Here is a 19256-nt window from a genome sequence, read left to right on the forward strand (position 1 = left end):
AGACGACTGGGGTTTGAATACGTCTAGGCGTGGACGCGGTCCACGGCGGGGCGCAGCTCGATGACATCGAGATCGTCCGGCACGTGGAAGATGCCGTCGTAATGCAGTTCTGCTTCCCGCCACACCGCATCGGGGGCGGTTCCAGGCACCAGGTGATGCAGCGCCAGCTGCCGCGCCCCGGCTTCCCTGGCTACCCGTGCAGCATCAATGACGCTGGTGTGCGACTTGTAGTGGTGGTCGCGGGCAGCCCGGGATCCTTCGTCGGTCTTGTGGGCGTACATGGCCTCGATGAAACCGAAGTCGATGGCCTCGTGCAGGAGCAGGTCGGTGCCGCGCGCCAGCCGGACCATGTTGGGCGTGTATGCGGTGTCCCCGGAGAAAGTGACCGAGCCCTCCGCGGTGTCAAAACGCAGTCCGAACGCCGGTGCCACCGGCGGGTGTTTGACCAGAATCGCAGAAACGGTGACAACGTCGTCGCGGAAGATCACGAACGGCTCCATCTCCGGCGTCGGATTCTCGTTCGCGTCGTAGCCGAGGCCTTCCGGCAGCTCAATGTCGGAGGCCTTGAAGAGCTCGAACGGGCTGGGGCGCAGGCTGTCGATGATCCTGTCGTTCAGGTCCGTTGCGTGGGCCTTCATCAGCAGTTCGAACATCTTCGCGGTGCCCGGCGTCGGGCATTCGGGGGCGAGCGGCTGTGGCGGCTCGACGGCGCGGGGCGAGACGGGCGGCAGTTTTCCCCGGTCCCCGGGGCCGATAATCCGCACGGGGTCACCCCGGCGGTCACCCAGCTCGTACAGGCCAAAGATGGCCAGGCTCGCCAAATCCACGGTGTGGTCAGAGTGGAGGTGGGTGAGGAAGATGCCGCGGAGGTTTCGCATTTCAAGGCCCGACTCATTGAGGCGCCGCCCGACACCGTGGCCGCAGTCGACGAGGTAAAAGTTTTCGCCTACGACGACGGCCGTCGAAATTCCTGTGCGGGGCGATCCCGGTTTCCACCAGCGCGGGCCGCCTGCGGTGCCGAGGGTGATGATACGGGGACGGAGGTCGGGTGGGGATGCGGGGGTCATCGTGCTCCTTCGCGCGTTCGGTCCGTGGGGACCTGTTGGCTGACTTGTTCAAGTGTGGCCCAGCCCACATAATCTGAATAGTCAATTGATCCGATGACGATCATCAAGGAAACTTATGTCAGAAATCACCCTCCGCCAGCTGCAGTATTACGTCTCCGTGATTGACCACGGTTCTGTCACGGCCGCCGCAATCTCCTGCCACATCTCCCAGGCCGCCGCGTCCATGGCGGTGGGCCAATTGGAGAAGGCAGTGGGCGCTGACCTGCTGATCCGCACACGCTCCAAGAAGGTCGTCCCCACGCCGGCGGGCATAACGTTTGCTGCCCACGCCCGCGCCATCCTCGAACGTGTCGCGGAGGCTTCCGATGCCATTGCCGAGAGCATGGTCGAGATGCGTGGGCCGTTACAGATCGGATGCGCTCACACACTGTCACCGCGCCTGATGCCGGGGCTGGTGGATCATTTCGTGTCCAATCACCCGCTGGTGGACGTCGGCTTCCGTGAGGGAGCGCCGTCGGCCCTTCAGGAGGATGTGCGGAACGGAAGACTCGACGTTGCGCTGGTGTACGAGCAGCAGGCCGACGACGACCTCGAGCGCGCACGCATCGCCACGGTACGCCTGCACGTGGTGCTGTCCGCACACCACGAACTGGCCGGGAGAACGTCGATACATCTCGCGGAGATCGCCCATGAGCCGGCGATTTTACTGGATGTACCACCGACGGTAGAGCGGTTGACCGCGATGATGCAGGCGGCCGGGGTGGAGCCCCGCATGCGCTGGACGAGCAGCAACATGGAAACAATCCGCGCAATGGTGGCGCGCGGGCTCGGCTACTCCTTCATGAACAGTCCGCCCTCGACCGGCACCACGTACGAGGGCGGGAAAGTGGTTTTCATCCCCGTGGCGGACCGGACTGCGGAGAATGCGATCGTGGCCCTGCGCCCCGCAGGCCAGCCCGCGCCCCGGCGGGTTCGGGCGGCCATCGACTTCCTCCGCGAGACCGGGCAGGCTATCACGAACCAATACTCCAACGAGGACCACCGTCCTTGACCACGAAAACACGCCACAGCCTTCGTCCCCGACAACGCTACATGGGTCGCCGCCGAACGCGACAAAGACACCCTCGACATCTCCCGGCTCCTGGGGGCCACTTGCTTTGTCTGCCTCATTGACGCGACCCGGCACTGTTAACACACCCATCGAGCGGGTGGTTAGGCTGGGTGGATGGCGACAGTTATTCTCGTGCGGCACGGCCGCACCACAGCCAATGCCACTGGACTGCTGGCCGGCCGGGCCGCCGGCATTAGCCTTGACCAGATCGGGCGCGACCAGGCGGCTCTGACCGGAGACCGGCTCGCGGCCGTGCCCGTAGTCGGAGTGGTGTCGAGCCCTCTTGAGCGGTGTCAGCAAACCGCCCGGCTCATCCTCGATCGCCAGGCTGGCACGCTGAACGCCCAGGTCGATCCCGATCTCACCGAGTGCGATTACGGCCAGTGGCAAGGCCGCACACTCAGTGATCTCGCGACCGAGGATTTGTGGCCGGTTGTGCAGTCGCAACCCTCCGCCGTCGTCTTTCCGGGCGGTGAATCCATGGCCGCGATGCAGGCCCGGTCGGTGGCAGCGGTTCGACGCCACGACGCAGCATTCGAAGCCGAGTACGGGCCAGGGGCCGTGTGGGTGGCGGTAAGCCACGGCGACATCATCAAGTCAATCCTCGCCGACGCGCTCGGTATGCACCTTGACCTGTTCCAGCGTATTAACGTGGACCCCGCCTCCGTATCGATCGTGCGCTACGGCGCTAGTCGGCCCAGCGTCTACGCCACCAATACCAACGCGGGTGATCTGACGTGGCTGTCGAACGGCACCCACGCTGGCGATGCGCCGGTGGGCGGCGGTGCAGGGCAAAAGGCGCCATGAGCCTCATGTGCCTAAAATACTGACATGCCTACACGAGTTCACGAGTTTGCCTGGCCCGATCGGGTCGTCGTTGGCACCATTGGCCTTCCGGGGGCGCGCACGTTCTACCTGCAGGTGCGCGCAGGGACGCAGCTTGTGAGTATTGCCCTGGAGAAACAGCAGTCGGCTCTGCTTGCGGAGAAGATCGACGAAATTCTCGACCAGCTCATCACCGTCGAGGGCAACCCCCACAGCATTCCCACGAGTACTCCTATTGAACTTGTCGACAATGACCCGCTCGAGGCCGTTCAGGAGCAGTTCCGCGCCGGCGCCATGAGCTTAGGTTGGGACCCAACCACAGCCCAGGTCGTCATAGAGGCTTACCCCATCACCGATGTCGATGCTGATGACGACGACGAACCGCTTGATGAGGACGGTGCCAACGCGACCGAAATGCTGCTGGTGCGAATGCCGGTCGGCACCGCCCGCGCATTCTCCAGGCGCACCCTTGAGATCGTGGGCGCCGGGCGCCCGACGTGCTCGCTCTGCGGTTTCCCCATCGACGCAGACGGGCACATCTGCACCCTTCCCGAGGTCTGATGCCGGCGACGGACCTAGTGACCGCCGAGCTGACGCTCACCGGCCGGATCACGACGGCTTCTAACGCTACATTTCTGGGCAGCATCGGCGACGTGGCGGTCGTCTATAAGCCGATAGCAGGCGAAAGTCCGCTGTGGGATTTTCCCCGCGGCACTCTGGCTCTCCGGGAGGTGGCCGCCTACCAGGTCTCGCAGGTCTTCGGCTGGAACGTCGTGCCGCACACCTGGCTGCGCGATGGTCCTTTCGGCGAAGGGATGGTGCAGCTGTGGCAGGAGCAAGACCCCGCCCAAAGCGCCGTGAACCTGGTCGCGACGGACCATGTGCCGGAGGTCGGTTGGAAACACGTCCTCGAGGGTCAGGATGAGAGCGGACAAATGGTCGCCCTCATTCACGAAGACACGCCAGCGCTCAGACGCATGGCCGTGTTCGACGTCGTCGTCAACAACGCCGACCGCAAAGGCGACCACATTCTTGCCATGACGGACGGACACCGGCACGGCGTGGACCATGGGCTCACCTTTCACCGTGACCACAAGCTGCGTTCGGTGCTGTGGGGGTGGCTGGGAGACGCTCTGACCGTCGAGGAACTTGAGGGCATCGATCGTGTCAGCGAAGGACTGAACGGTGGGCTGGGCCGAGACCTGGCGGAGTTGCTCAGCGCCGAAGAAATCGGATCGCTCGCCGTGCGCTGCGACCGGTTGCGCTTGAGTGAGCGGTTTCCGGCTCCGAGCGGTGAGATGTCAGCGGTGCCCTGGCCGCTGTTCTAAGGGAATTGCGACTACGGGCTTCGCAGGCTGTGTCACAGATTGCCGCCAGTGCCAGGCCAGCCCCTGCAAACAAGCTTTCCAAGCACCGACCGGAGGGCACGCCCATAGGTCCAACTCCTGCGTCACAGTGCCCGGGCACCGAATTTGTTCACGGCAACTTTTTACCCAGTTATGCTTCCAAACCTAGCCCTTGCCCGATAGATGTGACCGAGGATATCCACGGCTGCCAGCCGATCGACTGCACATGCACCGCGGTTGCGGCGACGTGAAGGAAGCGATCGACGAGGGAGGCGTCCCTGACGGCAGGCCCGCCTGCCGTCGTCATGGGTCTTGTCCCGCCGGTCCCGTGGGAAGGACGTGAGGGGGTGGCGAGGGCCCCTCGACGCGGACGGGCAGCTCCTCGTCCCCCCGAAGAATGGCGCGGAGCAGCCGCCGCTCCTCCCACCCGGGCGACATGAGCGCGCTTCCGCGCCGCAGTACCAGACCCCCGTTCGGGGTGGCGTACCGCTTCTGCAGATCTTCCAGCTCCTCGGCCCGCAGCAGCGCGACCGTGCTACCCGCAGCCGAGTCGACCACGCGGACCAGCGAGGAGGGTCCCGTCAGGTCGGTCGCAACGACGCGCCGCTCGCTCTCGGCGAGGATTGTCTTCTGCGCTGCGCGTGTCACCACCAGGGGACGGGACGGCCCGTCCAGCAGCCCAGTCAACACGTCTGCCGCAGCGTTGGGGCGGCCGGTTCTCCGCGCCGCCGCCTGCATCCGCTGCAGGCGGCCCGGCTCCCGCAGCACCTCGTCGATCTTCCAGCCGATCGTAGCTGGAGTGTTGCAGCGGACCGCCGCCCCCTGCTCCATCAGGTAATCGCCGTTGCGGACCTCCTGCCCCGGGATGGGGTTCACAAGCACCATGGGCAGCCCTGCAGCCATGCACTCCGATGCCGCCAGCCCGCCCGGCTTGCCCACAAACAGGTCGGCGCGGTGCAGCAGCTGCGGCATCTCCGCCGTGAAGCCAAGCACGCGGTAGCGGTCGCCAGCGGGCGCCACCAGCTGCTCGATACGCTTCCGCAGCGCATTGTTGCGTCCGCACACGACCGTGGCCGTGAAGGACGAGCGCATGTGCATCGTCTGCCGCACGACCGAGACGGCATAGTCGCCGCCAGACGCGCCCGCCGAGATCAGCAGCATCGGGGGCTCGTTTGCATCGCGCGCAGGCGCTGCATTCGGCTGGGTGGCGATGGGGATGCCCGTGGCCGCCACTCGGTCAGGGGGCAAACCCAGCGCCATCAGCTCCACCTTCGCTTCCTCCCTGGCCAGGAAAAACGTGTGGAACGCGCCCGTAAGCCATAGACCCTGAAAGTCGTAGTCCGTCATGACGACGGCGGTCCTCGCGTCAATCACGCCGCGAAGGAGCAGCGACGCCAGCAGTTGGGCTGGCAGGAAGTGCGTGCACACGATCGCGGTCGGCCGGAATCGCTTGATCGCATCGATGACCGGAAGAGCGTTCACCCGTGTCCAGGGGTCTACTGGGACCCTGCGCCGGAACGGACGGTCGTTGATGTCGTAGCCCCACTCGACCAGCCACGGCAAGTCCTCGACCAGGACGAAGTAACCCTTGTCAAGCAGTGTGCGGTAGAGCACGCTGCTCACCTGCAGCACGTCCAGCACCTGCACCTCGTCAATGTCGGCGCGCGCGGCACACGCATGCTGCACCGCCGCCGCGGCGCTGTTGTGCCCCGCTCCTACCCCTGCTGACAGGATAAGTACGCGCTCCCTCCCAGCGGCGTCGGGGCCTCGTGCCGACGTTCTGCGCATGAAAGAGAGTCTAGCTGGCCGTATCACCACCGCCTGACCCCAACTTGTACTCGATCAGCACAAGCTTTGTACACACGTTAAAGCAAAGGGTTCCCGTGGCTCACTCGTCGCGGCTGATCTCCAGGTAGCTGAGGCCGCTCAGATCCAACCAATATCGGGTTGGTGTTTCCACCAGCCTCAGCAGCACACCCTGGCAGCTTCGGCACCGCACCACAATGCCGGGCGCGTCAGCGAACACCATGGTCTCGCCAAAAGCCCTGACCGCACCGCAATGCCTGCAGCGCCCCAGCGCCGCGATGATGTCAATTCGGAACACTTCCGACAGCGCGCCGGCCGTTGCGTTACCGTCCAGATACGGAATCGGATCATGGGGCGATGCTGCAATATCTTGATCATCCGAGTCAGGGACAACGAAATCGTCCGCGCCGTTCACTGCATACCTCCCGTCCCGCCAAACCGTTCGGTCTTTATGGACTCCACCGGATAGCCGGCCATCACCAGCCAGTCCGCAACGGTCTCCACGAAAACCGTTTGACCGCAAATGAACACATCCGGATTCTCCTCAGCCGGGAAGATCTTGCGCAGAAGTGAGTCCGATGTAAGGCGCTCCGGCTTGACCGGCCAGCCCTCCGGCGTCGAGCGCGTATAAACATAGTCGACCATCAGCTTGTCCGATTCCCGGTCCAACCGAGACAGCTCCTCGCTGTAAAGCGAAGTCTCCGGTGACTTGAGGGAATAGAGCAATCTGAAATGGGACTCGTTGGTGGAAGCCTGATGGGCGCGGATCATCGACATCAGCGGCACCACACCTGACCCTCCCCCGATCAGCTGTACCCTATTCGCATTACCGGGCCGCCAGACAAACCAACCGCCCACGGGCCCGCGGATTTCCAGCCTGTCCCCGACTGCCAGGTCCCGGACCAGATAAGGTGACACTTCGCCGTCGGGAAGCTCGTCAACGGTGATTTCCAGAAGCTCATCCACACTCGCGGATGCCAGTGAGTAAGAGCGGATCGCAGTGTACCCGTCCTCGGCGGTGAGGCGGATGTCGATGTGCTGGCCAGCCAAGTGTCCAATCAAGCCATCCACGCGCAGCCTGATGGTCCGGGCTGTGGCATTTTCCGGGACTCCGCCTACCACTTCGGCGACCTGCCATTGTGTGCTCACGGAACGTGCCTCATGAGTACCGCTCCTCGCGCCACGGGTTGCCGTGAAGATGGTAGCCATTCGATTCCCAGAAACCGGGAAGGTCTTCCGCTGTCAGTTCCAGGCCGTGAACCCATTTGGCGCTTTTCCAGAAATACAACTGCGGCACCAAAAGCCGTGCCGGGCCGCCATGGGCCCGTTCAAGAGGTTCCCCATCGAACTGCCAGACCACCCAGGCCTTGCCACCCAGGAGGTCCCACAGCGGAACGTTGGTCGTGTAGCCGCCGAAGGAATGGGCTGTGGCGAAGTCGCATGTGGTTTCCACGTCTTCGAAGAGCGTGTCCAATGAAACCCCACGCCACCCAGTTCCCAGTTTTGACCAGCTGGTCACGCAATGAATGTCCGTGGTGATTTCTTCCTGCGGCAAGGCCATGAATTCTTTCCAGGACCACGAGAGCCGCCGGCCGGTCTCCACGACGATGAAAAACTCCCATTCGCCGACGGGAATAAGCGGAGCAGGCCCAGCCGTAAGCACAGGAAAATCCTGCGTTTCATGCTGCCCGGGAGGCAGTGCGGGATTCTCGGACCGGCGTCCACGGAAACCGGAAGAAACAATACCCATCATGCACCTCCGCGGTGGAGCCTCACCGCTGTCAGCAACCCTTGATGCCCCAACGATAGGACAACGTTTGGACGTGGTCTAGCCATCACAGGTCTCATCGAGAACGCCACGCAAAACCAGAACGTGGTGAAAGGAACAAGCTGTAGGCGGGCAGTGGGAAATGGTTCTACGCTCCACCGTGAAGATGGATGCTGCCACCGCCCAGAGTTGGAGAAAATCCTCATTGGTTACCCCATACGAGGTCGAATTGCCCGTAATCGGTCTGGATAACGCAGTCCAGCAGCACGAGTTCCGCAGCCCGAGCGTAGATTCCGTCAACCACCGCTCAGCGAAAGCCACCGGTTTCATTTCGGCACCCAACCGCTGAGCTTCTTTGAAGTTAAAGGCCAGCCATCTTCCCGGCGCCAAGTACTATTTCTGCGTGAGGGCCAGACTCGAACGGCGTCGGCCTGGGCCTCCCGGGGCGGCTGCGGGTATTGCTGTGCGAGTTCGCTCCTGTATTCGGGCAACCTGTGGCGCTCCCACCGATTTTCCCGCAGGCGCCGCACCGACAGACCCTACAGAGAAGAGCACATCATCACTACCACCACCGTCCTCGTCGCCGGAGCCACCGGTGACCTCGGCCGCCGCGTCGTTCGCGAACTTCTCCACCGCGACACGCTCGTCCGGGTCCTGACACGCCCCGGCAGCGGGACGGCCGATGGCATCTACGGTAGGGACGATCGCATGGAAGTCCACGAGGTTGCCTACACAGACCGGGCCGGTCTCGCCTCAGCACTGTCCGGCGTTGACACCGTCATTTCGTCGGTCAGCGGTGCGCGGCCGGTCATCGTCGAGGCGCAGAGGGCGCTTCTCGCGGCCGCCGTCGAAGCAGGGGTGGCACGGTTCATCCCGTCGGACTACTCTGCGGATTACCGGCGGATCACCCCCGGCAGCAACCGCAACTTCGAGCTCCGTCGCGAGCTCGCCGCCGAACTCGACGCTGCCCCCATTCGCGTGACTTCCGTGCTGAACGGGGCGTTCGCTGACATGCTCACCGGGCAGGCGCCCATGATTTTGTTTAAGCGTCACCGGGTCCTGTTCTGGTCCTCACCGGACCAGATTCTCGACTTCACGACCAAGGACGACGTCGCACGCATCGTCGCGCTAGTAGCCCTCGATGAGGACGCACCCCGCGTCGTCGAGATAGCCGGCGATCGCGTTACTGCGCGCAGTATCGCCGGGACCATGACCGAACTCACGGGGACACCTTTCTCCCTGCAATGGGCCGGCACTACCGGCACTTTAGCGACCATGGGCAGGATTGGCCGGCACCTGTCGAAGGACAAAGACCAGGCATTCCCCGCATGGCAGGGCATGCAGTACTTCGTCAGCATGTTCAGCGGCGAGGCCGAGCTCCATCACGTCAACAACGACCGCTACGGCCCACACGAGTGGACCTCCGTCCGCGATGTCCTCGAAGTGCACCTGAAGGAGACAACGGACGATCACTGATCCAGTGCCCTTAGGGTAGGCAGTCAAAGGATCGGCGAAGTTCACACGAGGCATGCTTGACTTTGTCCACTACCTGGAGCTCATTGGGCTTATCAAGCCGCTGAAGCGCGAAGTTAGGCTGGGAGGAGTCTGGCGAGGTACCGCGGCGTACACCGAGCAGGCAGACTGAGCGCCGATCAGACTCAGATGCTTGCCTCGTTTCACCCTCCCGCCCAGTGACCGAAGTTGCCCCCTCCTCTGGTGCGTTCATCATCGTCCTTGCCGCAGCGTCGACAGCGTTTGTAGACACTGCCGTCTTCGGCGTGTTCGACATGCCATTCGTGCCGAATATTTAACTTGCACATCAGGATCTGCAGCATGACTCGTCCCTGATCCTCGACCGTATCCTCTTCGTACTTTCTATAGTGGCCCCCACGTGTGCCCAGAGGAACAGGCAGTTATCGACGGCCCTCCGGGGGGATCAACCGCGTCACGGGCCACTCAAGTCTTCGGGTCGTCGGCGCCCAGAATGTCGTGGCAGAAGACGATGACGTCCACGGTCGGGGTATCCACGAACAGGACCGCGCCATCACAAAAGTGGACGACCGTGCAGCGGGTAATGGCCTCCACCCAGGAATGGATCCCGGTGTACCGCTCGACGAACAATCCATCTCTGAGCAGGCCACGCTTTTCGAGGAGATCGAAGACAAGATTCCAGGCAAGATCCATGAGCTCATGGATGACCGCCTCAACCGCGTTGGAGCTGTCATACCTTCATGGTGCTCCCAGGCGCTGACGGTCGTGCGGAGCTCCTGTTCGTCCTATTGCAGGGCGAGCAGCTCGGGCTCGGCGCCGTCCACATTCGTCCGCCTGAACTCGATGCGCTGATTCAGCCAAGACCGCAATCCGGCGAGCCGCCCTGCCGAAACGACCGCCGCGCTCCCCCCACTGTGGGAACGCGGTTTTGATTGTGCTGGGACTACCACCAGCTCATTCAGAATCCAGGATTTCCCTGCATGATCCGCGCTCTTGCAGGCGAGGGCTTTCTTCCTCGTCACAGCCTGCCGCTGGACCATGGTTAGCTCCATGAAATCGGGCATAGCCCTTATCCGCTGCCACCGACGTAAACCACGCCGCTACGCGGATGATTACTATGAGTCACCGCACAGCGTTGTCACCGGGCAGAGCCAAGGGCTATTCTAGTCCCGAGGTCCATAGGACTCCTTTGGAATATCACTCTGGTTCGGCGACTGTCTCGGCGTCGAAGCGGCGCAGGCACATCTGCTGGGAGATTCGCCCTGGCCGCCCTTTCCGGCCCGTCCCGGGACGTGGCCCGGAAAACCTTCGCCGTCAACTGCGCTGGAGGAGGCGGCTTTGCTCCCTCACCTGAGGACCAATCATGTCATTCCGGCCATTCTTCAGGCGGCCATATACCGTCGCCTTCGCCCTCGCGGCGCTCCTGCTCGGGTTCTCCGGCACAGCACCGGCCCAGGCAGGCGTCACCAAGAACAAGAACACCACCACGTGGACCGTCCTGGTCGGCCAGCAGTCCTCGGACATGGCCATCCAGGGGATGCGGTTTGCGCCCGGGGAGATCTGGATCGACCAGGGCGACACGGTCAACTTCGTGGCGAACAGCGCCGAGATCCACACGGTCAGCTACGGAACACCACCCCTTCCGCCGACCGACGTTAATAATCTGCTCTTCGATGCCGTGACTCCCGTGGGGGGCCCCGTGTTCGACCCGACCGCGCCGTGGACGAATTCCGGAATCCTGAGCACCACGGCATCGCCCGAGTTCCCGACGAGGACGTCGTACCTGCTGAAGTTCGCCGCACGCGGTGACTTCACGTTCTATTGCCTCATCCACGGGGCTATGATGTCGGTCACCCTCCACGTACGGGCTCCGGGCGCGCCATACCCGCACACCCAAGCGTGGTACGACGCTCAGGCAGCGGCTGAGAACGCGGCAATCATCGCCGACGGGTACGCGCTGTGGGCCAGCACGGCGGCAAAGGCCAGGCCGACCCACGTCTACGCCGGCGCGATGGACGATAAGGCCATGGTCATGCGGTTCATCCCAACCGCGGACACCGTCCCACTGGGCACAACCGTAACTTGGGACATGTCCGCCAACCCCGGGGTCGTGCCGCATACGGTGACGTTCACGGCCCTCGTGCAGAACGGGAAGCCTGTCGATTCCGGCGTCCTGCTCCCGGCGTTCGCGGGCGGCCCCTCGACGTTCTCGGTGACGCTTGACCAGCTCGGAACGTGGGACTACGTCTGCCTATTCCACGACGATCTGGGCATGGCCGGAAGCGTGACTGTCGTTCCAACATCCTGATCTCACTCCCCCGGCGCATCCAGGCGGAAGAACCGACGCGCGGGCCGCTGTCAGCAGGCAGTAATCCAGCGGCCCCACCGTGGAGGTGAGGCAGCACGTACCCCTCATCGAATTTCGGCGCCCGGTACCTCTGGATAGGTGCCCTCGACATCAGGTGTCGAGACCTCTTGGTCCGAAGGCCTGGTTCCCATCGGTGCTCCGCGCAGGGAACATTCCGTGATGGCGTGGGGTGGTGGGAATGTGGCGATAGGTCAGGATCCGAGTTCCCCCGTGGTCGTGTCCGTCGTCCGGGGCGGCATGGAGGAGGAGCCCTGCGTTGCCTGCGGTGAATGTGACGGGGTTGCGGTATTGACGTCGCCTGGGCCGCTGAAGGCTGATGGGCGTGTCCTTGAGGATCCGGTGCCGAGTGGTACCCCTCCGTTGGCGGGGAAAGAATCGGCTTCGCCGGCTGCGTTCAGGACAGCGCCGCCGGCCTCGAGGACGATGAGCGTTGCGGCGAATCGATCGGGCTGAAGCGTTCGATGATGGCGCCGGCACCGCGTCCTGTTGCGATGCCGACGGCGGTCATAGTGGCTGATCCCATGAGCGTGCCGGGCCAGGCCAGACGGCCGGCGAGTTCAGTGGAAATTGCCGTTAGGGACCCCTTGCGCGGGCGCCCAACTTGTGGTCCTCTGGGTGCATGGACGAGCAGCCACGCTGGCTGGGTGGCCTTCTGCAGGCCGATCCGGTCCGAGCACGGCAGGCGAGGCCGCCGGAAATCAACGCTGAAGTCTGCGAGCAGATCCGCAGTCTCGACCTGAGCGAAACGTTTTGACATGGCGGGCCGAACCTGGCACGGCCTTGGCCCGCGCACAGTGGCACGACGCCGCTCTCACACTACCCTCAGCCTGCGCGGCGGTCCCGGGGGTTCCGTTTCCCTATCAATTGCCTCCTTTTCGAGATTGAGGGCACGCCCTTCACTGAGGGCCCCAGGGGCTGCGGGAACCGGCTCAGGGCATACGCAGGAATTCCGTCGCCTGCTGTGCGCTCTTCGAGCGCACAGCCAGAGTCGGCGCTGGGAATTCCCGGCCGGGGCGAAAGAGTTCCGGCCGCTTCTTGCTGGCGCACCGCCCGGATTCTTCGCGGGCATCCAGTGATTATTCACCCCGACGGCGGCCCGCTTCCCCATCTTCGATGCCGAGTATGCCGACATCAGACGGACAGCCCAGTTCGAGGCCGCAAGGCCTTTGGCACGGACATCACCGTTGATCACACCCAGCACCCCCACCCAAGGAGAAACCAATGATCGCCAGGCGTCTTCGCCGAGCCGCCCTGCTCACAATGCTGCCGGCCGCCCTCATGCTGAACATGTCCGGAGCGTCCGCCGCGACTCTCGGCCCCCTGGTTGTTGCAAGCGGGACCAGCCCGTTTTCGTCCTGCACATTAGGCTCCGCCCCCGGCGCCGTGAACTACCTGAACGCCGAGGTCGAGCCATGGGTCGCCGTTAATCCGGCCAACTCCCAGAACATCATCGGCGCGTGGCAGCAGGACCGCTGGTCCGACGGCGGCGCAAGCGGTCTCGTGGCCGGTTACTCGACGAACGGAGGCGCAACCTGGAGTACGGTGGCCCAGCCGTTCTCCGCCTGCGCCGCAGGCGGACCTGCCCGCTACGACCGCGCTTCTGACCCGTGGGTCTCGATAGGACCGGACGGCACGGCATACTCGGTGTCCATCTCGTTCCAGGGCATCGGCTACGACAATGCCGTTCTCGCCTCGACGTCCAAGGACGGCGGCGCCACATGGACTGCCCCGAAGACCTTGATAGAGGACCTCGGGTCTCCACAGTTTTTCAACGACAAAGAGAGCGTCACTGCCGACCCCCTTGTCCCCGGCACGGCCTACGCGGTGTGGGACCGGCTCGTTTCACCAAACGACAACCCACGGGCGACGGCCCACGCGGCGGCCTACACCGGACCGACTCTCTTCTCCAAGACGACGGACTCGGGCGCCACATGGAGCACTCCGACTGTCATCGTGCACACCGGCAACAAGCAGCAGACAATCGGCAACCAGATTGTTGTCGGTCCGGACGGCACGCTGTACAACTTTTTCGACCTGATCCTGGGCACGGGCAAGAACGGAATCGACAAACTGCACGGTCTCAACGTGGCCTACACCAAATCCACGGACGGAGGCGCCAGTTGGACGGCCCCGCAGGTCATCGCGAAGCTCAACACAGTGGGCGTAACCGACCCCAACACCGGTGCGCCCGTTAGGACCGGGGACATCATCCCAGAGCCGGCTGTCGACCCGGCCACGGGTCAGCTCTACGTCGTGTGGCAAGACTCCCGGTTCAACGGCGGGAACTACGATGAGGTCGCGATCTCGACGTCCACTGACGGCGGCGCGACCTGGAGCGCGCCGGCGCGGGCCAACACGCCGAAGGGTGTCCCTGCCTTCACCCCGAGCATTCGCGTCGCCAACGGCAAGGTCGGCGTCGCTTACTACGACTTCCGGAACCTCACGGTGGGGAACACAAGCACGCTTCCCACAGACTACTGGTTCATTTCCTCCCCAACGGGCACCCTAACGCTCGGGGACGAGACGCACGTGCACGGCCCGTTCGACATGATGACAGCGCCCACGGCCCGCGGGTTCTTCGTGGGCGACTACGCCGGTCTGGCCCCCGTCGGCTCGTCGTTCGCGTCGCTGTCCATAAGGGCCAATGACGCGAACACGTCCAACCGCACCGATGCCATATTCACGGTCATCACGCCCTAGAGGAGCCACACGTACAAGGCAGGCACCGGCCACGGCTACGGAGCAGAACCCCGCAGAGCACATCCTGGACGGTTCTTCCACCGCCCGCCAGCCGCGCCACCAACCTGCCTGGTAAACACATCTGATATTTAGTTCTCTTTTGTCAAGAGTGTGAGGAAGTGGTCCGCGGGCCGGGTTGCCTGGGACCGCTTCCTTTTGGCCCCGGGGAAGAGTCGTTGGTGTGTGGCAAGCGAGTCGTTGCGACTGCGCGGTCAGACCTTTAGGCGCGTTGAATACCGCAGGACGAAGTGCTCGGCTGGAGGTTACCGCTGGTCTAGCAATGACGGACATGGCCCCCGTTTCGGGTTGCCCATAGGTGTATCGCGGTTCTACTCCAGGCGGCCGGCGGGGTTAGGGTGTACCGTCACAGAATTCCGGACCCTTGTCCCTGGCCAGGGGCACACATCCGGCCAGCCTATGAACCGCTGCCGCGAAGCGGACGCCCGTGCCATACGCTGACCGGGAAGCCGTCGGTGCGGTTGGAACTGCCCTCATCGTCGGCTTCTTCGAAGAGACCCTGTTCCGCGGAATGCTCATGGACCTGCCGACGGGGCTGTCCGGCCAAACTGGCCTGTATCGCTTTCATCCTTAACTGGTGTCTACGTCTCCGCTGATCGAGCGGGAGACTGTGTGCTAGCTATGCAGGACAGCGTCCGGGGGACGCGGTGCGATCACCGGGTCTGCATGACGATGAACCAGCGCCCATGTGTCGCCCTCGGGGCGGTAAACGCTCGTTACACGCAAGGCAAACTCCGACATTTCGTCTCCTCCTCCAAGCTTGGCCTGCCAATGTTCAATGTCGAGGAAGACGGCAAGGTCGGCCGTGACGTGTCTGGTGAGGCCATCAACAGCAGTTACGCGTCCCTCCCGGAACCTGCCCGCGGCTGAATCCAAGGCCTGAGAAACCATCTTCCATCCCACAACCGGAGGACCCCACGGGTTCGCAAGTGATACATCATCTCCGTGGGAGAAAACGGACTTGGCGGGATGCGGGTTTCCTTTAGCAAACTCATTCATCGTCTGACGAAACCTGCCGGTGACCTCGTCAAGATGCATTGTTCTCACCTTCTGACTGATGGCGGCGTTCCGAGGACCGAATCCCGCGCCACAGTATCCCGCCCATCACCAACTCAGGTTGACACTAAATCATCACATGCAAATAGGCCAACGGGTAGGGGTCCGCATGGGACGGCAGCGGCGCCTGTCAAAGGTCTCCATGTTTCGTCGGCTAGTTCCTCACGAAGCGAGTTCGCGGTAAACGCCATGGGGCTCGGCCGCGTGCGTCGTCGCAGCTCCAAGTTGTTTGGCCTTGCCTGCGGCACCGCGCCTGAGCAGTCAATCCTGGCGACCGTCAGGCGCCCGGGCCGCGCTGCCCCGGCTGCGCAGAGCGCCGGCATTGGAACTGCGGCCACACAGACCAAGGTGGACGGATCGATGATCACCGCGGCGCGGCGTCCTCGCGGTCAGGCGAAGTTCGCCGCCCCACCGATCGTGCATAGTCTTACCTGCTCCCGGAGGATTGTGTTTCAGTTTGGTGATGTTCTCGTAGACGAGCGAAAAGGGAGCTTCAGATCCGTGCCCGCACGCCAATATCGCCTTCGCCACCACGTGGTTATGTGTTGGCGATCTCCGGCCCTGCGCCGGCCCTGCTGCGAGGAGGCCGGGTCCAGTTCCACCGTCGGGTCAAGCATGTCCGGCGGAAGCCTTTGCCTCTGGTCTTCCGCCAGTCCGGCGGGCTTTTGGCTTGCGGTCAGCTCAAGGTCACATGCCGTGGCGACACATTCCGTTCTATGGAGGCCTCCTGCAGGGTTTCCGGAGGACGGGGGTCAGCGGCCTACCGGCGGCTGCGGGTCCTCTTGCGCAGTTTCCGGTAGGCCGCCTCGGTTTTCGCGGCCGTTTCGGCTTCCGGTCCGGTCAGAGCCGTGCAGACGTGGCGGTCCCTGCAGGCACGGCCGGTGCCGCGGACGGTTCGTTGTGCGTTAGAAAACTGCCTTGACTACCGCCTCGGTCAGCTGGTGGATGATGTCCGTCCGCTCCGCGATGTCGTTCCAGTCCGTGCCCCGCGTATAGACCACGAAGGTGCAGGCCTCGGCGCCCTTGACGAGGATGCTGGCGTCGTGAAGTTCGCTGTCCAGCAGTCCGTACTTGTGAAAAACGGTGACATCGGCAGGCGTGGCAGCGGGTATGAGCGACTCGAAGTTGGTGTGCCTCATGAAGGAGAGGAGCTCCTCAGTGTCGCCCTGATTGAGCAGCTTTCCCGAATAGAGGTCTGCCAGGATGGTGGCCATTTCCGGCGGCCTCAGCTCGTTGATCTCGGGATCAAAGCCAAGACCAATCGACGCTGCGTAGTCCCGCAACTGCGCGTATCCGACTGCGTCCAGGATCATCGCCCACGCGTCGTTATCGCTGTTCTGGATCATCTCCCTGAGCTGGTACTCGGAGGTGTAGTCACCCATGGGTTCGTCCAGGGTGGCCCCTCCGGTTTCGACCAGGTGGTAGTAGGCGGCGGCAGCCAGGACCTTGGCCGTGCTGGCTGCCTCGAAGGGCTCTTCGGCACCGTATCGATGCACCAAGCCGTCGCGCAGGTCGATCAAGGCCACACCGATCTGAAAACCGTCGTTGGCGTTAATGATGCCTGTGATGTCGGCGTCCAGGGCCGGGGTGATGATGTGGGCCGGCATGGCGGGTTTTGGTGTTGGCGGCGCTGGCTGGGTGGGCGGCGCTGTGGGCTCGCCTGAGACCGGCAGCGCATCGGGGACGGTCGGTATCGCGCTTATTGACGGGGGAATACTCGATGGGTCCCCGCGATGCAAAGACAATTGGTCCGCAGATGACCGGGCTGCAGCCGAAAACGCGGTGGCGGCGAATCCAATGCCTAGGACTGAAAGACAGGCAGCTAGTAGAACTAGGCGGAATCTGGAGGGCCCGCCAGTAAGGCGCCCGCCTTTCCTACGCCCGTGCCCTTCGCAGCAATCAGGCCCGTTCTCTTTCATCGTGGACTGAATCTAGCCCCTTCACCCCTGTGCAGGCTATAGGCGAGCCTCCACCGTCGCCAGCGTGGCCGCCGTCGGAAGCAGAATCATTGCGAGCGGTGCCGACGCTGCCGACAGGGGTGCCCACTTTTTGGGGGCTGCAGGCAGGAAGATTGAGGATTCAAGACATGGAGGAGTCTGTTCGTTGATGAGGCACCGGTCGTGGCACTCGCGCCGGAGCACGGCTTCCGCCTGGCTGCGGATCGTGCTGGGCTTGTTGTGTGCCGCTGCGCTCATCTGCGGGGGCGACGGAATTGCCGGATCCACAGCTTCCGTCCAGGGACCGCAAGAACCGGTTACGGGTGGCCCGACAAAGGTTCCGCCGCTGCCACGGCCGCTATCGGATGTGTTGAGTCTTCCGGTCCAGGCGCCGGGCGGCTATCCGATGTCGATGAACGCCCTTGTCGGATCGCGTCAGGTTAAGGCGTCCTGGACGTACGTGGACGGGCTGCCGGGGTTGAACGGGCAGGTGGATTCCTGGCTGCTGGGTATCTTGGATGCGGCCGCCCCTGCGGGCGGGCGCTACCGTCCCGCGATGGCACTGAACGCGGTCCAGCGTTCGGGTTCGGCCATCACTTTATCGGCCGAACCGGTACAGGCCAACGGAACCGTGATTGCGGTCCGCGAAAGAGTCAAAGATACCGGGCCGAACGGAACCGGCGCCGTGAGTTCGGCCACTGTCTTCGCCGACACGGTTTCCGGGGAGGTAAACGATGCTGCCGAACTTGTGCGCCCTGAGGCCGTGGCCGGAATCCAGGCGCGGATCACAGGTGTCCCGGCGGCCGTCGCCGGACCTTCTCCACCGGCGCCGGCCTTGTCCGACATGCTCCTTGACCCTGCGGGCGAGCTCCATGTCACCGCTGAACGCCCACCTACGCCCGGCCGTTCCGGCGAGGAGGTGAGAACGACCATCGATGCCCACGACACCAAAGCCATGCTGACCGATTTCGGCCGCAAGGTACTGGGCCAGTTAAGGGCCGACCCGGTGCCGCCGCAGGCCACGGCACTGGCGCGCAGGCATGTCAACTGCGACCTCGTCCCGTGCGCTGCCCTGACGTACGACGACGGGCCCGACGTCAAGACAACACCGCGACTGCTGAGCATCCTGAAAGGGAAGAACGCACAAGCAACGTTCTTCGTGACCGGGTCAAACGCTGCTGCCAGCCCGGCGACCGCCCACCAAGTCGCCGATGCCGGTCACGCCGTGGGCAACCACACCTTCAGCCATCCATACCTGACCAAGCTCTCCCCGGCGGCAGTCAGGAACGAAATGGACCGGACCGATGCCGCCATCCGCGCCGCCACAGGCTGGTCCCCGTCATTCATGCGCCCGCCCTAGGGGGCAACAGACGCCGCCGTGCAGGCGGCCGTGGGCAAGCCACTGATCCTCTGGGCCGTCGACTCACTCGACTGGCAAAGCAAGAACCCGGCCATGTTCGTGCCCAAAGTGCTCAAGGAAACCACCCCCGGCGCCGTGGTTCTGATGCACGACGTCCACCCCACAACCATCGCCGGACAGCAAGAACTGATCACCAGACTGCAAACACAGGGCTACCGGCTTGTGACAGTGCCGCAGCTTTTCGAAAGAACACCACTGGTCCCGGGACACGTCTACCGGTCCCGGCCTGAACGCAAATAGACGCAGGTTGGCCGCTTTGCTCCTGGAGCCCGTGTCGCGGCACTCCTCCTACCTTTCTCCGACA

Annotated in this window: 19 protein-coding genes; 10 read left to right on the plus strand and 9 right to left on the minus strand. The window is 63.7% G+C overall.

Annotation, left to right across the window (positions count from 1 at the left end; all coding sequences use genetic code 11):
* Window positions 1-23: 23 nt before the first annotated feature.
* Window positions 24-1067 carry an MBL fold metallo-hydrolase gene (locus ACS5PJ_RS15565; RefSeq protein ID WP_439435771.1) on the minus strand — a complete coding sequence of 348 codons (1044 nt, stop codon included), beginning with the start codon at window positions 1065-1067 and terminating at the stop codon, window positions 24-26.
* A gap of 115 nt (window positions 1068-1182) precedes the next feature.
* Here ACS5PJ_RS15565 and ACS5PJ_RS15570 point away from each other — a divergent pair, with 115 nt between their 5' ends.
* The 4 genes from ACS5PJ_RS15570 to ACS5PJ_RS15585 all read left to right on the plus strand — a co-directional run bounded on the left by ACS5PJ_RS15570 (window position 1183) and on the right by ACS5PJ_RS15585 (window position 4331).
* Window positions 1183-2118, plus strand: a complete 936-nt coding sequence (locus ACS5PJ_RS15570; protein WP_439435772.1) for a LysR family transcriptional regulator — start codon at window positions 1183-1185, stop codon at window positions 2116-2118.
* A gap of 174 nt (window positions 2119-2292) precedes the next feature.
* The gene (locus ACS5PJ_RS15575; protein WP_439435773.1) at window positions 2293-2985 is read left to right on the plus strand and encodes a histidine phosphatase family protein; all 693 of its coding nucleotides are present in this window, start codon (window positions 2293-2295) and stop codon (window positions 2983-2985) included.
* Between the two features lie 24 nt (window positions 2986-3009).
* Window positions 3010-3564 (plus strand): DUF3090 domain-containing protein, encoded by a 555-nt coding sequence (locus ACS5PJ_RS15580; protein ID WP_439435774.1) that lies wholly within the window; start codon window positions 3010-3012, stop codon window positions 3562-3564.
* Window positions 3564-4331, plus strand: coding sequence for an SCO1664 family protein (locus ACS5PJ_RS15585; protein ID WP_439435775.1), 768 nt, complete (start codon window positions 3564-3566; stop codon window positions 4329-4331). The genes ACS5PJ_RS15580 and ACS5PJ_RS15585 overlap by 1 nt, the downstream gene beginning before the upstream one ends.
* Window positions 4332-4652: 321 nt before the next feature.
* Here ACS5PJ_RS15585 and ACS5PJ_RS15590 read toward each other — a convergent pair whose 3' ends face one another.
* The 4 genes from ACS5PJ_RS15590 to ACS5PJ_RS15605 all read right to left on the minus strand — a co-directional run bounded on the left by ACS5PJ_RS15590 (window position 4653) and on the right by ACS5PJ_RS15605 (window position 7905).
* The gene (locus ACS5PJ_RS15590; RefSeq protein ID WP_439435776.1) at window positions 4653-6137 is read right to left on the minus strand and encodes an MGDG synthase family glycosyltransferase; all 1485 of its coding nucleotides are present in this window, start codon (window positions 6135-6137) and stop codon (window positions 4653-4655) included.
* Window positions 6138-6237: 100 nt separating this feature from the next.
* The gene (locus tag ACS5PJ_RS15595) at window positions 6238-6570 is read right to left on the minus strand and encodes a DUF6510 family protein (protein ID WP_439435777.1); all 333 of its coding nucleotides are present in this window, start codon (window positions 6568-6570) and stop codon (window positions 6238-6240) included.
* A complete protein-coding gene (locus tag ACS5PJ_RS15600) occupies window positions 6567-7304 on the minus strand; it encodes a ferredoxin reductase (protein ID WP_439435778.1) in 738 nt (245 codons plus the stop codon). The genes ACS5PJ_RS15595 and ACS5PJ_RS15600 overlap by 4 nt, the downstream gene beginning before the upstream one ends.
* Window positions 7305-7314: 10 nt before the next feature.
* Window positions 7315-7905, minus strand: a complete 591-nt coding sequence (locus tag ACS5PJ_RS15605) for a molybdopterin-dependent oxidoreductase (protein WP_439435881.1) — start codon at window positions 7903-7905, stop codon at window positions 7315-7317.
* Between the two features lie 573 nt (window positions 7906-8478).
* Between ACS5PJ_RS15605 and ACS5PJ_RS15610 the strand changes: the two genes are divergently transcribed.
* Window positions 8479-9399: an NmrA family NAD(P)-binding protein gene (locus ACS5PJ_RS15610; protein ID WP_439435882.1), complete on the plus strand. Its 921-nt coding sequence runs from the start codon at window positions 8479-8481 to the stop codon at window positions 9397-9399.
* A 480-nt stretch (window positions 9400-9879) separates the two neighbouring features.
* Here the strand turns inward: ACS5PJ_RS15610 and ACS5PJ_RS15615 are convergent, their stop codons facing one another.
* Window positions 9880-10107: a hypothetical protein gene (locus ACS5PJ_RS15615; RefSeq protein WP_439435779.1), complete on the minus strand. Its 228-nt coding sequence runs from the start codon at window positions 10105-10107 to the stop codon at window positions 9880-9882.
* Window positions 10108-10777: 670 nt separating this feature from the next.
* On the opposite strand from ACS5PJ_RS15615, the gene ACS5PJ_RS15620 reads away from it, so the two are divergent.
* Window positions 10778-11722 carry a cupredoxin domain-containing protein gene (locus ACS5PJ_RS15620; RefSeq protein ID WP_439435780.1) on the plus strand — a complete coding sequence of 315 codons (945 nt, stop codon included), beginning with the start codon at window positions 10778-10780 and terminating at the stop codon, window positions 11720-11722.
* Between the two features lie 454 nt (window positions 11723-12176).
* Here ACS5PJ_RS15620 and ACS5PJ_RS15625 read toward each other — a convergent pair whose 3' ends face one another.
* Complete coding sequence (locus ACS5PJ_RS15625) at window positions 12177-12305, minus strand: hypothetical protein (RefSeq protein WP_439435781.1); 129 nt, start codon at window positions 12303-12305, stop codon at window positions 12177-12179.
* A 96-nt stretch (window positions 12306-12401) separates the two neighbouring features.
* On the opposite strand from ACS5PJ_RS15625, the gene ACS5PJ_RS15630 reads away from it, so the two are divergent.
* Together ACS5PJ_RS15630 and ACS5PJ_RS15635 are read left to right on the plus strand one after the other, a co-directional pair.
* Entirely contained in the window at window positions 12402-12536 is a 135-nt protein-coding gene (locus ACS5PJ_RS15630) for a hypothetical protein (RefSeq protein ID WP_439435782.1), read from the plus strand.
* A gap of 467 nt (window positions 12537-13003) precedes the next feature.
* A complete protein-coding gene (locus ACS5PJ_RS15635) occupies window positions 13004-14482 on the plus strand; it encodes a sialidase family protein (RefSeq protein WP_439435783.1) in 1479 nt (492 codons plus the stop codon).
* A gap of 672 nt (window positions 14483-15154) precedes the next feature.
* Here the strand turns inward: ACS5PJ_RS15635 and ACS5PJ_RS15640 are convergent.
* Window positions 15155-15577, minus strand: coding sequence for a YybH family protein (locus ACS5PJ_RS15640; RefSeq protein WP_439435784.1), 423 nt, complete (start codon window positions 15575-15577; stop codon window positions 15155-15157).
* Window positions 15578-16500: 923 nt separating this feature from the next.
* Complete coding sequence (locus ACS5PJ_RS15645) at window positions 16501-17202, minus strand: serine hydrolase (protein WP_439435785.1); 702 nt, start codon at window positions 17200-17202, stop codon at window positions 16501-16503.
* A gap of 742 nt (window positions 17203-17944) precedes the next feature.
* Between ACS5PJ_RS15645 and ACS5PJ_RS15650 the strand changes: the two genes are divergently transcribed.
* Window positions 17945-18892: a polysaccharide deacetylase family protein gene (locus ACS5PJ_RS15650; protein ID WP_439435786.1), complete on the plus strand. Its 948-nt coding sequence runs from the start codon at window positions 17945-17947 to the stop codon at window positions 18890-18892.
* A gap of 30 nt (window positions 18893-18922) precedes the next feature.
* Entirely contained in the window at window positions 18923-19192 is a 270-nt protein-coding gene (locus tag ACS5PJ_RS15655) for a polysaccharide deacetylase family protein (RefSeq protein ID WP_439435787.1), read from the plus strand.
* The last annotated feature ends 64 nt before the right edge of the window (window positions 19193-19256 follow it).

The organism is Pseudarthrobacter cremeus, from assembly GCF_051857465.1.
GTDB lineage: Bacteria > Actinomycetota > Actinomycetes > Actinomycetales > Micrococcaceae > Arthrobacter.